Source organism: Cupriavidus sp. WS (assembly GCF_000395345.1).
Taxonomy (GTDB): domain Bacteria; phylum Pseudomonadota; class Gammaproteobacteria; order Burkholderiales; family Burkholderiaceae; genus Cupriavidus; species Cupriavidus basilensis_B.
The window spans coordinates 29,633-40,589 of the sequence record NZ_AQPL01000090.1 but is presented as its reverse complement, the minus strand read 5'-3'; the positions used below and the strand labels follow the sequence as shown (position 1 = coordinate 40,589).

General features: G+C 71.2%; 14 protein-coding genes. All 14 read right to left on the bottom strand.

Features of this window, described 5'->3' with window-relative positions; translation table 11 throughout:
* Positions 1-395: isochorismatase family protein (locus K206_RS0109210; protein ID WP_020202126.1), on the bottom strand; the 395-nt coding region annotated here is incomplete at its 3' end.
* 78 nt (positions 396-473) lie between these two features.
* Entirely contained in the window at positions 474-1,259 is a 786-nt protein-coding gene (locus tag K206_RS0109205) for an IclR family transcriptional regulator (RefSeq protein ID WP_020202125.1), read from the bottom strand.
* A gap of 13 nt (positions 1,260-1,272) precedes the next feature.
* On the bottom strand, positions 1,273-1,572 hold the full coding sequence (locus K206_RS0109200; RefSeq protein WP_020202124.1) for a ferredoxin family protein: 300 nt from the start codon (positions 1,570-1,572) through the stop codon (positions 1,273-1,275).
* Positions 1,569-2,879, bottom strand: a complete 1,311-nt coding sequence (locus K206_RS0109195) for an FAD-dependent monooxygenase (RefSeq protein WP_020202123.1) — start codon at positions 2,877-2,879, stop codon at positions 1,569-1,571. The genes K206_RS0109200 and K206_RS0109195 overlap by 4 nt, the downstream gene beginning before the upstream one ends.
* 11 nt (positions 2,880-2,890) lie before the next feature.
* A complete protein-coding gene (locus tag K206_RS0109190; protein ID WP_029043403.1) occupies positions 2,891-4,024 on the bottom strand; it encodes an electron transfer flavoprotein subunit alpha/FixB family protein in 1,134 nt (377 codons plus the stop codon).
* Positions 4,021-4,869 carry an electron transfer flavoprotein subunit beta/FixA family protein gene (locus K206_RS0109185; protein WP_020202121.1) on the bottom strand — a complete coding sequence of 283 codons (849 nt, stop codon included), beginning with the start codon at positions 4,867-4,869 and terminating at the stop codon, positions 4,021-4,023. Before K206_RS0109185 ends, K206_RS0109190 begins: the two co-directional genes overlap by 4 nt.
* A 17-nt stretch (positions 4,870-4,886) precedes the next feature.
* Positions 4,887-5,225, bottom strand: coding sequence for a nitrogenase stabilizing/protective protein NifW (nifW, locus tag K206_RS0109180; protein WP_029043402.1), 339 nt, complete (start codon positions 5,223-5,225; stop codon positions 4,887-4,889).
* 11 nt (positions 5,226-5,236) lie between these two features.
* The gene (gene cysE / locus K206_RS0109175) at positions 5,237-6,022 is read right to left on the bottom strand and encodes a serine O-acetyltransferase (RefSeq protein WP_020202119.1); all 786 of its coding nucleotides are present in this window, start codon (positions 6,020-6,022) and stop codon (positions 5,237-5,239) included.
* Positions 6,019-7,155, bottom strand: coding sequence for a homocitrate synthase (gene nifV, locus K206_RS0109170; RefSeq protein WP_020202118.1), 1,137 nt, complete (start codon positions 7,153-7,155; stop codon positions 6,019-6,021). The genes cysE and nifV overlap by 4 nt, the downstream gene beginning before the upstream one ends.
* Before the next feature lie 268 nt (positions 7,156-7,423).
* Complete coding sequence (locus K206_RS0109165; RefSeq protein WP_020202117.1) at positions 7,424-7,759, bottom strand: 2Fe-2S iron-sulfur cluster-binding protein; 336 nt, start codon at positions 7,757-7,759, stop codon at positions 7,424-7,426.
* A gap of 13 nt (positions 7,760-7,772) precedes the next feature.
* Entirely contained in the window at positions 7,773-9,635 is a 1,863-nt protein-coding gene (gene hscA, locus K206_RS0109160; protein WP_020202116.1) for a Fe-S protein assembly chaperone HscA, read from the bottom strand.
* A gap of 43 nt (positions 9,636-9,678) precedes the next feature.
* On the bottom strand, positions 9,679-10,002 hold the full coding sequence (gene iscA / locus K206_RS0109155; protein WP_020202115.1) for an iron-sulfur cluster assembly protein IscA: 324 nt from the start codon (positions 10,000-10,002) through the stop codon (positions 9,679-9,681).
* A gap of 7 nt (positions 10,003-10,009) precedes the next feature.
* Positions 10,010-10,342, bottom strand: a complete 333-nt coding sequence (gene erpA / locus K206_RS0109150; RefSeq protein ID WP_052165828.1) for an iron-sulfur cluster insertion protein ErpA — start codon at positions 10,340-10,342, stop codon at positions 10,010-10,012.
* Positions 10,343-10,514: 172 nt separating this feature from the next.
* A complete protein-coding gene (gene iscU, locus K206_RS0109145; RefSeq protein ID WP_020202113.1) occupies positions 10,515-10,910 on the bottom strand; it encodes a Fe-S cluster assembly scaffold IscU in 396 nt (131 codons plus the stop codon).
* Between the last annotated feature and the right edge of the window lie 47 nt (positions 10,911-10,957).

The window sequence follows — 10,957 nt, the reverse complement described above, 5'->3', positions numbered from 1 at the left end:
GGCTGGCGCGAGCCGGCCGCGTCGGTGACGAGGCTCACGCCGTAGCCGCGCCGCAGCAGGCCCATCGCGGTCTGCAGCACGCACACATGGGCTTCGCAGCCGGCGATCGCCACGGTCTTGCGCCCGGCGGGCAGGGCCTCGGCGAGGCCGTCCTCGCAGCCGTCGAAATGATCCTTGGCCACGGTCAGCCCGCACAGTTGCCGGATCTCCGCGAGATTCTGGCCCAGGCTGGCCGGGCTCTGCTCGGTGCCGATCACCGGCACGCCGAGCATGCCGGCGATGCGGGCGAGCCGCGCGCATTCCCGCAGCACGCGCTCGCCGTCATGGATGGCCGGCATCAGCCGCGCCTGCAGGTCCACCAGCACCAGCACGGAATCTTCGGCGTTCAGCAGCACGTTGGTCTCCTCGGTTTGCAGCGTTGGCTTCGGCGCGGTCCGGCCGTCATGGCCGCCCGCGGGCCCGCGCCTGCCAATTTAAACGCCGCGGCCGCTGTCCACAAGCGCGTTTCCCGCGGCGGTGGCGCCCGGCGCCGGAAACCTGCCGCCAAGCCGCCCGGTGAGCGCGCGCGCCGCGCTCCTGACCGCCAGCGCCCAGGCCGGGCGCAGCCGCTCGCGCGGCATGGTCAGCGTGATGGTGCCGGCAAGCTGCCCGGCGGGGCCGAAGACGGGCGCGGCGATGCCGGCGAGTTCCGGCTCGCGGTCGCCGCAGAGCACGACGACCCGCCGCTGGCGGATGCACCGGCCGAGCGCAGCGTCGTTCTCGCTGTCCTCGCCGCCGTAGGCCTGCAGCACGCGCCCGCCCGCGCCGCGGTCCAGCGGCAGCAGGTCTCCCACGCGGATATGGTCCCGCACCGGCTGCGGCGAGTCGACGCGGTGCAGGCACAGCCGGTACATCCCCTGGCGCACGTGGAAGGCCGCGCTTTCCCGCGTTGCCGCGCCCAGCTGGCGCAGCACCGGCATCACCAGCGGCTCGTAGGAGAACGATTGCGTGTAGACCGTGTGCAGCCTGGCCACGCCGGGCCCCAGCGCGTAGCGGCCGTCGGCCAGCCGCGTGACGAGCTGCGCGTGCTCCAGCGAGGCCAGCAGCCGCAGGGCGGTGCTCTTGTACAGGCGCGTGCGCTGCGCGAGCGCGCTCAGCGTCAGCGCCGGCGTGTCGGCGCCGAAGGCCGACAGCAGGCACAGCGCGCGGTCGACCGCCGCCACCCCGCCGGCCGCGGCGTGCTCGTCGGCCAGCGACGCGACGGCGGCGCGCCGGGGCATGGTGCGCGCGCCTTCAGCCGAACTTGAACAGGATGCCGTGGCCGCCGCGCGGGTAGTCCCACTCGATGTTCTGGTGGTCGGTGCAGAGGATGCGGCAGCTGCCGCATTCGAGGCAGCCGTCGGTGATCAGCGTCACCGCGCCGTTGCCCTCGGCCTTGTAGCAGGACGCGGGGCAGACGAAGGTGCAGCTCTTGCTGCCGCACTCGTTCAGGCACACGTCCGCGTCCTTGATGCGGATGTGCGGCCGCCCCGCATCCACGCGGTAGCGGTTCTGGAACAGTTTTTCCTCGACGTTGACGGGGATTGCGCTCATCGGAAGGCCCTCCAGAGTTTGTAGGCGTCGCCCACCAGGCCGGTGAGGGAACGGGTGCGGCGAAAGCTCGACAGGATCTCGCGCTCCTTGGTTTTCTTGTCCACGCCGTCGACCGTGATCATGGTGCGCGCGGCGCGCCCCAGCAGCTCGGGGTAGGTGGTGAAGAACTGCGGGTTCTGGTGCAGCACGCGCGGCATGTCGCGGTACTTGCGCAGGTCCTTCATGACGAAGCTGTCGTCCAGCGCCGCCTTGTAGGCCCGCAGCGCGCCGGCGCGGTAGCCGCTGCCCGCGGCCTTGGCCCGGATCACCGTCTGCGCGGCCAGGCGGCCGGTGGTCATGGCGAGGTTCGAGCCTTCGCGGTGCGCGGCGTTGACGAAGCCGCCCGAGTCGCCCACGATCATCCAGCCGTGGCCGTAGACCTGCGGGATGGCATGGAAGCCGCCCTCCGGGATCAGGTGCGCGCAGTATTCCTTCATCTCGCCGCCGGCGATCAGCGGCGCGATCGACGGGTGGCGCTTCATCTGCTCGAGCAGCACGTAGGGGCTGGTGCGGTTCGGGTTGGCCTTGAAGTCGCCGAGCATGCAGCCCACGCCGATGGTGAGCGACTCCTTGTTGGTGTAGAGAAAGCCCGTGCCCATCATGCCGTCGGTGATCTTGCCCACCATCTCGATGACCACGCCTTCCTCCTCGCCGACGTTGAAGCGCTGGCGGATGGTCTCCTCCGGCATGAACAGGATTTCCTTGACCGCCAGCGCCACGTTGCCGGCCTCGATCTCGCCGTGGAAGCCGGCCTTGCGCGCGAGCGTGGAGTTCACGCCGTCGGCCAGGATCACCACGTCGGCGTAGACGTCGCCCTGCTCGCGGTCGCACTGCACGCCGACCACCTGGTCGCCGTCCAGGATCAGGTGCCTGACCGTGGTCTCGCAGATCAGCAGCGCGCCGGCTTCGCGCACCTTGCCGCTGAACCACTTGTCGAACTGCGCGCGGATGATGGTGTAGCGGTTGTAGGGCGGCTTGTTGTAGTCCTCGCTGCGCACGTGGGTGCCGACGAACGAGCTGTCGTCGAGCATCCACAGCCGCTGCTCGATGATGTGGCGCTCCAGCGGCGCGTCCTCGCGGAAGTCGGGAATGATCTCTTCCAGCGCCTGGGCGTAGAGGATCGCGCCCTGCACGTTCTTGCTGCCCGGATATTCGCCGCGCTCGATCTGCAGAACCTTCAGGCCGGCCTTGGCCATCAGGTAGGCGGCGGCGTTGCCGGAAGGCCCGGCGCCGACCACGATGGCGTCGAACTGGGACGGTTTCTTCATGATGTCTCTCCTCAGGCGGCGTGCCGGCCGCCGCGCGACAGGTGCTCGGCGAACGCCTGCGTCAGCGCCGGCAGCACCTGCAGCGCGTTGCCGACGATGCCGTAGTGGGCGAAGTCGAAGATCGGCGCGTTGGGGTCGGTGTTGATCGCCACGATCACGTCCGCGCTCTCCATGCCCACGCGGTGCTGGATGGCGCCGGAGATGCCGGCGGCGATGTAGAGCTTGGGCCGCACCGTCTTGCCGGTCTGCCCGACCTGGCGCTCGGCCTCGACCCAGCCGGCCTGCACGCAGGGCCGCGTCGCGCCCACCTCGCCGCCCAGCACGCGCGCCAGCTCGAACACCAGCTTGAAGTTCTCCGGGTTTTTCAGGCCCTTGCCGCCGCTGACGATGACGTCGGCGTAGGGCAGGTTGATCTTGTTGCTGCTGGCGTCGGCGATGAAGTCGAGCAGCTTGGTGACGATGGCGCTCTCCACCATGCCCAGCGTTTCCTGCACGATCTCGCCGCCGCGCCCGGCCTGGGCCTGCGGCATCGCCATCACGCGCGGGCGCACGGTCGCCATCTGCGGGCGGTAGGCCAGCGTCATGATCGTGCACAGCAGCGAGCCGCCGAAGGTCGGCCGCGTCGCCGCCAGCGCGCGCGAGACCGGATCGATGTTGAGCTCGGTGCAGTCCGCGGTCAGCCCGGTGAGCAGCGTGGTGGCCACCGAGCCCGCGAGGTCGCGGCCCATCGAGGTCGCGCCCAGCAGCAGGATCTCGGGCTGGTACTTGTTGACGAGGTCGGTCAGGCCCTTGGTGAAGGGCTCGTTGCGGTAGCCCTGCAGCACCGCGTCGTGCACCACGTAGGCCTTGTCGGCGCCGTAGGTGAAGGCCTGCGCGGCGAACTGCTCGAGCGGCTCGGCGGGGCCGCCGAGCACCACCACGCTGACCGCGCTGCCGAGCGTGTCGGCCAGCTTGCGCGCCTCGCCCAGCAGTTCCCACGAGACCGTGTGCACCTGTCCGCGCTCGTGCTCGAGGAAGACCCACACGCCCTTGTAGGCCTTCAGGTGCTCGGGCAGCTCCAGGTTGCGGCCGGCGCGGCCGGCCGGCTTCTTCACGGCGGGAGTAGCGGGAGTAGCGGGGGTGGCGGCGGGAGTCGGGGCGTTCATGGTGCCTCCTTCATCAGCAGGTCCGCCTCCAGGGTCGGATGGCGGGTGAAGATCTTCTGCAGCAGGTTGAGCGACACGTCGCGCAGGCTGGAGGTTTCCAGCGCCAGCATCTCGGCCTTCTCGCTGCGCGGGGTCGGGCCGAACACCTTGCTGACCACCGTGGGCGAGCCCTTCAGGCCGATCTTGCCCAGGTCCTCGATGCCGGCCTGCTCCTTGTTCCACTTGCGCACCGGATAGCCGGCCGCGTGGATCATCGCCGGCAGCGTGGCGAAGCGCAGCTCGTTGGTGTTCTCCAGCATGGTGATCAGGCACGGCAGCGCGGTCTTGAGCACCTGCACGCCGCCCTCGGCGCGCCGCTCGACGGTGATGGTGCGCTGCTCCAGGTCGGTCTCGACGATGCGCGACACGTAGGTCAGCAACTGCAGCCCCATGCGCTTGGCGATGCCGGGGCCGACCTGCGCGGTGTCGCCGTCGATGGTCTGCTTGCCGGTGAAGACGATGTCCACCGCCTGCTCGCGCGCGATCTGCCGCACGCCGGCGGCCAGCGCGTAGGAGGTGGCCAGCGTGTCGGCGCCGGCGAAGGCGCGGTCGGTGACCAGCACGGCATCGTCCGCGCCGTAGCCGATGCACTTGCGCAGCGCGTCCTCGGCCTGCGGCGGGCCCATGCACAGCATGGTCACCTTGCCGCCGAAGCGGTCCTTGAGCCGCAGCGCCTCTTCCAGCGAGAACAGGTCGTACGGGTTGACGATGGCCGGCACGCCCTGGCGCATGATGGTGTTGGTGACGGGGTGGACGCGGATCTGCGCGGAGTCCGGCACCTGCTTGATACAGACGACGATATGCATGGCGATGCTCCTTCGCGTCAGGCCACGGCGCGCGCGGGCAGCGCGGCGCGCACGCTGTCGAGCGAGACGTGCTGCTGCCCGTCGACGTCCTGGAACACCTTGAACACCTTTTCGCGCGCCGGCGTGGAGACCACGAAGTCGCCGTAGGCCTTTTCCAGCAGCGCGCGGTACGAGGTGAACAGCGCCAGCTCGTCGTCGGCGGGCAGCTCGGTCTGCTGGCGGATGTACTGGAAGAACCGCTTCAGGATGTGAAGCCGGCTGACGTTGACGATCTTCTGGTCGAACGACACTCCGAAGAACTGCAGGAAGTCTTCGGCCGAGGACAGGGCCTTGAGCTGCTGGGTCAGGTTTTCCATGATGCGCATCCTCAGTTGAGGGTTTCGGAACGGGGCTGGTCGAACGCCGGTTCGGCACAGCGGTCTTCGCAGGCCTCGCAGCCCTTGCCGGGGTCCGCCCGCGGCGCCGCGCCGGCCTGCTGCTCCAGCACCGCGACGCGCTCCAGCAGGCAGGCGATGGCCTTGCCCACCGGATCGGGAATCAGGTGGTGGTCGAGGTCGAAGCCGTGGGCGGCGCGCTGGCGCCGCCGCGCCACCACGCGCCCGGGAATGCCGACCACCGTGGCGTGCTCCGGCACCGCGTCGATCACCACCGAGTTGGCCGCGATGCGCGCATGGCTGCCGACCGTGATCGGCCCCAGCACCGAGGCGCCGGCGCCGACCACCACGTGGTCGCCCAGGGTCGGGTGGCGCTTGCCCGGGTGCCAGCTCGTGCCGCCCAGCGTGACGCCGTGATAAAGCGTGACGTCGTTGCCGATCTCCGCGGTCTCGCCGATCACCACGCCCACGCCGTGGTCGATGAAGAAGCGCTCGCCGATGCGCGCCGCCGGATGGATGTCGATATGCGTGAACAGGCGCGCCACGAACGACAGCCAGCGCGGCAGGTAGCGCCAGCCGCGCCGCCACAGCGCGTGCGCCACGCGGTGCAGCGCGAGCGCCTGCACGCCGGGGTAGATGGTCCAGACCTCCACCAGGCTGCGCGCGGCCGGGTCGCGCTCCAGCACGCAGCGCGCGTCGGCGCGCAGCAGCCGGTGCCACGGCGGCGGGGGCACGGCGGCGTCCGGCGCGATGGCCACGGCGCAGTCCCCGCCGCTCACGGCAGCTCCCCCGCGGTCTCGACCGCCTCGAACAGGAAGCGGCGCAGGTCGGCGGCGCTGGGGGTCTGCTTGTACTGCATCGCGTGGTTGCGGATGCGGGTCAGCAGCGGGCCGACCAGCGCGTCGTCGAGCACCACGCCGAGCGCCTCGTAGGCCTGGCGCACGCCCTGCGAGCCCGAATGCTTGCCCAGCACCACGCTGCGCTGGCGGCCGAGCTCGGCGGGGTCGAAGCTCTCGTAGGTGGAGGCGTTCTTGGCCAGCCCGTCGGTGTGGATGCCGGACTCGTGCGTAAACACCCCGCCGCCGACGATGCTCTTGTTGAGCGCCACCGGTCGGCCCGAGGCCAGCGCCACCAGCCGGGAGATGCCCAGCAGCGCGGTGGTGTCCACGCCGGTGTCGCGGCCGTGCAGATGGCGCACCGCCATCACCACTTCCTCCAGCGCGGCATTGCCGGCGCGCTCGCCCAGGCCGTTGACGGTGGTGTTCGCGTGGGTCGCGCCGGCGCGCAGCGCGGACAGCGTGTTGGCGGTGGCCATGCCGAGGTCGTTGTGCGCGTGGATCTCGATTTCCATGTCGACCGCGTCGCGCAGCCGCGCGATGGCCTCGTAGGTGGAGAAGGGATCGAGCACGCCCAGCGTGTCGGCGAAGCGGATGCGCTGCGCGCCGCACTGCTGCGCGTGGCGCGCCACGTCGGCGAGGAAGGCCGGGTCGGCGCGCGACGCGTCCTCCGCGCCCAGCGACACCTTGCGCCCGCTTTTCACCGCCGCGCCGAGCACGCGCGTGATCTGCGCCAGCACCCACGCGCGCGGCTGGCGCAGCTTGTACTGCAGGTGGATGTCGGAGACCGGGATCGACAGGTGGACGATGTCGGGCCGGCAGCGCAGCGCCGCCGCGAGGTCGGTGTCGGTCAGGCGGCCCCAGACCATCAGCTCGGCATCGAGCTGCAGGTCGGTGATGGCCTGGATGCAGGCGATCTCCTCCTCGCCCATCGCCGGGATGCCGATCTCCATCTCGGGCACGCCGGCTCGCGACAGCGCCGCGGCGATCGCGCATTTCTCGTCAACCGTGAAGGCCACGCCGGCGGTCTGCTCGCCGTCGCGCAGCGTGGTGTCGTTGATGATGGGGTTCGACATGGCAGGGGTCCTTGGTCCGTTCCCGCTCTTCTTTGCAAGGGGTGTGCCATGCGCAAACGCGACAAAAAAACGGTGCTGGCGAACGTTGCCGGCCAGCCGGCGGCGCGGCACGCGCGGCGCGTGTCGCGAATGTTCCGTTTCTGACAGCGGGGTGGTTGGGGAGGCTGGCGCGGGAGCTCGGTTTGCCGTGGCATCTCAATGGCCGGCGGTTTGCTCCCCTCTCCCATTGCATGGGAGAGGGGAGCAAACCACTGATCGTTCGGATCCGTCAGCGCTCCCGCGCGTGATTGCGCGTATGCAGCGGCAGTTCCACGGTCAGGTCCGCGTCGCGCAGTTTCACGCAGCAGGCCAGGCGCGACTGCGCGTCCAGGCCCCAGGCGTGGTCGAGCTGGTCGCTCTCCTCGTCGTCGGGCGGTGGCAGGCCGGCGCCGCCGGCGCGCACGTGGACGTGGCAGGTGGCGCACGCGCCCACCATCTCGCAGGCATGCTCGAGCGCGATGCCCGAGGCCAGCAGGCTTTCGCACAGCGAGGCGCCGCGCCGGGCCTGGATGTCCAGCCCGTCGGGGCAGAGTTCGGGATGAGGCAGTACGTGCACGCGGGGCATGGGCGCCACCTGTTCAGTCCAGACTGTCCACGGTGCGCCCGGCGAGCGCCTTGCGGATCGAGGCGTTCATGCGGCGCGCGGCGAACGCTTCGGTGGCGGTGCCGAGCGCGGCGGCGAGGCGCTTGAGGTCCGCGGCCGGCGCCTGCGTTTCGAGCGCCTCCGCGACCGCGAACAGCGCGCGCCTGACCTCGCCGTGCTCGGCCGGCGACAGCAGCGCGCCATCGGCCTTGAGGGCCGACTCGGTGGCGTCCAGCACGCGCCGCGCGTCGACCTGCGCCTCGCGCAGCATGCGCAGCTGCATGTCCGCCTGCGCGCTGCCGATGGCTTCGCGCAGCATGTCGGCGACCTGCAGGTCGGTGAGCCCGTACGACGGCTTGATCTCGACGTGCGCCTGCACGCCGCTGGCCTGCTCGCGCGCCGTCACCGCCAGCAGGCCGTCGGCGTCGATCTGGAAGCCGACGCGGATGCGCGCGGCGCCGGCCACCGCCGGCGGGATGCCGCGCAGCTCGAAGCGCGCCAGCGAGCGGCAGTCGGCGATGGTCTCGCGCTCGCCCTGCACCACGTGGATCGACATCGCGGTCTGGCCGTCCTTGAAGGTGGTGAACTCCTGCGCGCGCGCGGTGGGCAGCGTGGAGTTGCGCGGGATGATCTTCTCGACCAGCCCGCCCACGGTCTCGATGCCGAGCGACAGCGGGCAGACGTCGAGCAGCAGCCACTCGTCGGCGCCGCCGTTGCCGGCCAGCACGTCGGCCTGCATCGCCGCGCCGAGCGCCACCACCTGGTCGGGGTCGAGGTCGGTGAGCGGCTCGCGGCCGAAGAACGCGGTCACGGCCGCGCGGATCTGCGGCATGCGGGTCGAGCCGCCGACCAGCACGACGCCATCGACGTCCTGCGCCGCCAGCCCGGCGTCGCGCAGCGCGCGCCGCGCGGCGGCGACGGTGCGCGCGGTCAGCGCGGCGGTGGCCGCCTCGAAGTCGCCGCGGTCGACGTCGAGATGCAGCTCCGCGCCGCCCAGGCTGACCCGGAACGGTGCGGCGGCGCGCGCCGACAGCGCTTCCTTGCAGGCGCGCGCGGCGCGCCGCAGCGCGGCCTTGTCCGCCGCGGACTGCGCCGCGCGGCCGGTCTTGCGCAGGAACCAGCCGGTCAGCGCGGCGTCGTAGTCGTCGCCGCCGAGCGCGGCGTCGCCGCCGGTGGCCAGCACCTCGAACACGCCCCGCGACAGGCGCAGCACGGAAATGTCGAAGGTGCCGCCGCCGAGGTCGTAGACCGCGAAGGTGCCCTCGGCCGCGCGGTCCAGCCCGTAGGCGATGGCCGCCGCGGTCGGCTCGTTGAGCAGCCGCAGCACCGGCAGGCCGGCGATGCGCGCGGCGTCCTTGGTGGCCTGGCGCTGCGCGTCGTCGAAGTAGGCCGGCACGGTGATCACCACGCCGGCGAGCTCGCCGCCCAGCGACTGCTCGGCGCGCCCGCGCAGCACGCGCAGGATGTCGGCGCTGACCTGCACCGGCGAGCGCTCGCCGGCCGCGGTGGCCAGCCCCACCATGCCGGGCTGGTCGACCAGCCGGAACGGCAGCGCGGCGGCATCCCCGAGGTCCGCCAGGCAGCGGCCCATGAAGCGCTTGACCGAGACGATGGTGTTGAGCGGGTCGTCGGCCGCGCGCGCCTGCGCCTGCCGGCCGACCTCCACGCCGCCGTCCGGCAGGTAGCGCGCCACCGACGGCAGCAGGCATTCGCCGTGCTCGTCCGGCAGCACCTGCGCCTGCGCGCTGCGCACCGTGGCCACCAGCGAGTTGGTGGTGCCCAGGTCGATGCCCGCGGCGAGCCGGCGCTGGTGGGGCGCCGTGCTCTGGCCGGGTTCGGCGATCTGCAGTAGAGCCATGAGCCGGTATTCCTTGTCCAGTGAGCCTTGGCGCCGCTTCGCGTCAGACCGCGAAGCTCTCGCCGCAGCCGCAGTTCGCGGTGGCGTTCGGGTTGTGGAACTTGAAGCCCTCGTTGAGGCCCTCGCGCACGAAGTCGAGCTCGGTGCCGTCCAGCATGACCAGGCTGCGCGGGTCGACCACCACCGTCACGCCGAGGCTCTCGAAGCACTGGTCCTCGGCATTGGCGGCATCGACGAACTCCAGCGCGTAGGCGAAGCCCGAGCAGCCGCTGGTCTTGACCGCGAGGCGCAGCCCGATGCCGCTGCCGCGCTTGCGCAGCGACTTCTCGACGTGGCGGGCGGCGGCGGGGGTGAGCGAGATCGTCATGGCCGCCTCACACCGAGAACGAGCTGCCGCAGCCGCAGGTGCTCTGGGCGTTGGGGTTGTGGATGACGAAGCGCGAGCCTTCCAGCCCGTCCTCGTAGTCGACGCGCGCGCCGAGCAGGTATTGCTGGCTCATCGCGTCGACCAGCAGCGCCACGCCCGCGGTGACGATCTGCGTGTCGTCGTCGCCGACCTGGTCGTCGAAGGCGAAGCCGTACTGGAAGCCCGAGCAGCCGCCGCCGGTGACGTACAGCCGCAGCTTGAGGCCGGGATTGCCTTCCTCCTCGATCAGCGCGGCCACCTTGGCGGCCGCCTGCGGGGTGAAGTCCAGCAGGCCGGGCATCGCGTTGGGTGCTTCGGGCGCAGCGGGCGCGCCGGGGAGTGCGTGGGTCGAGGTTTGCGTTTCCATGTCGGTTTCCATTTCCAGTTTCTTTGCCGGAGTCGGTTGCGTGCCGGCCGGGGCGAAGCGCGGGTTCAGGGGGGCGGGGAGTTCAGCGATTCGGGGATTCGGGGATTCAGGCGGGGTCGGCCGCGGCGTGGCGCGCGCGGAAGTCCGCCACCGCCGCCTTGATGGCGTCCTCGGCCAGGATCGAGCAGTGGATCTTGACCGGCGGCAGCGCCAGTTCCTCGGCGATCTGCGTGTTCTTGATGGCCAGCGCCTCGTCCAGCGTGCGCCCGCGCACCCATTCGGTCACGAGCGAGCTCGAGGCGATCGCCGAGCCGCAGCCGTAGGTCTTGAACTTCGCGTCCTCGATGACGCCCGCGCTGTTGACGCGGATCTGCAGCCGCATCACGTCGCCGCAGGCCGGCGCGCCGACCATGCCGGTGCCGACGCCTTCGGCATCGGCGTCGAAGGCGCCGACGTTGCGGGGATTCTCGTAGTGGTCCATGACCTTGTCGCCGTATGCCATGAGGTGCTCCGCGTGGTTGGTGAAGGATGGGGAAAGCCGGGAAGGCC

Bases quoted from the DNA above. Each gene is read 5' to 3' on its own strand.
- K206_RS0109205 (WP_020202125.1), bottom strand. From the start codon at position 1,259: ATGCCCCGGCGCGCCGCCGTCGCGTCGCTGGCCGACGAGCACGCCGCG.
- K206_RS0109200 (WP_020202124.1), bottom strand. From the start codon at position 1,572: ATGAGCGCAATCCCCGTCAACGTCGAGGAAAAACTGTTCCAGAACCGC.
- K206_RS0109195 (WP_020202123.1), bottom strand. From the start codon at position 2,879: ATGAAGAAACCGTCCCAGTTCGACGCCATCGTGGTCGGCGCCGGGCCT.
- K206_RS0109190 (WP_029043403.1), bottom strand. From the start codon at position 4,024: ATGAACGCCCCGACTCCCGCCGCCACCCCCGCTACTCCCGCTACTCCC.
- K206_RS0109185 (WP_020202121.1), bottom strand. From the start codon at position 4,869: ATGCATATCGTCGTCTGTATCAAGCAGGTGCCGGACTCCGCGCAGATC.
- nifW (WP_029043402.1), bottom strand. From the start codon at position 5,225: ATGGAAAACCTGACCCAGCAGCTCAAGGCCCTGTCCTCGGCCGAAGAC.
- nifV (WP_020202118.1), bottom strand. From the start codon at position 7,155: ATGTCGAACCCCATCATCAACGACACCACGCTGCGCGACGGCGAGCAG.
- K206_RS0109165 (WP_020202117.1), bottom strand. From the start codon at position 7,759: ATGCCCCGCGTGCACGTACTGCCTCATCCCGAACTCTGCCCCGACGGG.
- hscA (WP_020202116.1), bottom strand. From the start codon at position 9,635: ATGGCTCTACTGCAGATCGCCGAACCCGGCCAGAGCACGGCGCCCCAC.
- iscA (WP_020202115.1), bottom strand. From the start codon at position 10,002: ATGACGATCTCGCTCACCCCCGCCGCCGCCCGCCACGTCGAGAAGTCG.
- erpA (WP_052165828.1), bottom strand. From the start codon at position 10,342: ATGCCCGGCCTGCTGGACTTCACCCCGCAGGCGGCCGCCAAGGTGGCC.
- iscU (WP_020202113.1), bottom strand. From the start codon at position 10,910: ATGGCATACGGCGACAAGGTCATGGACCACTACGAGAATCCCCGCAAC.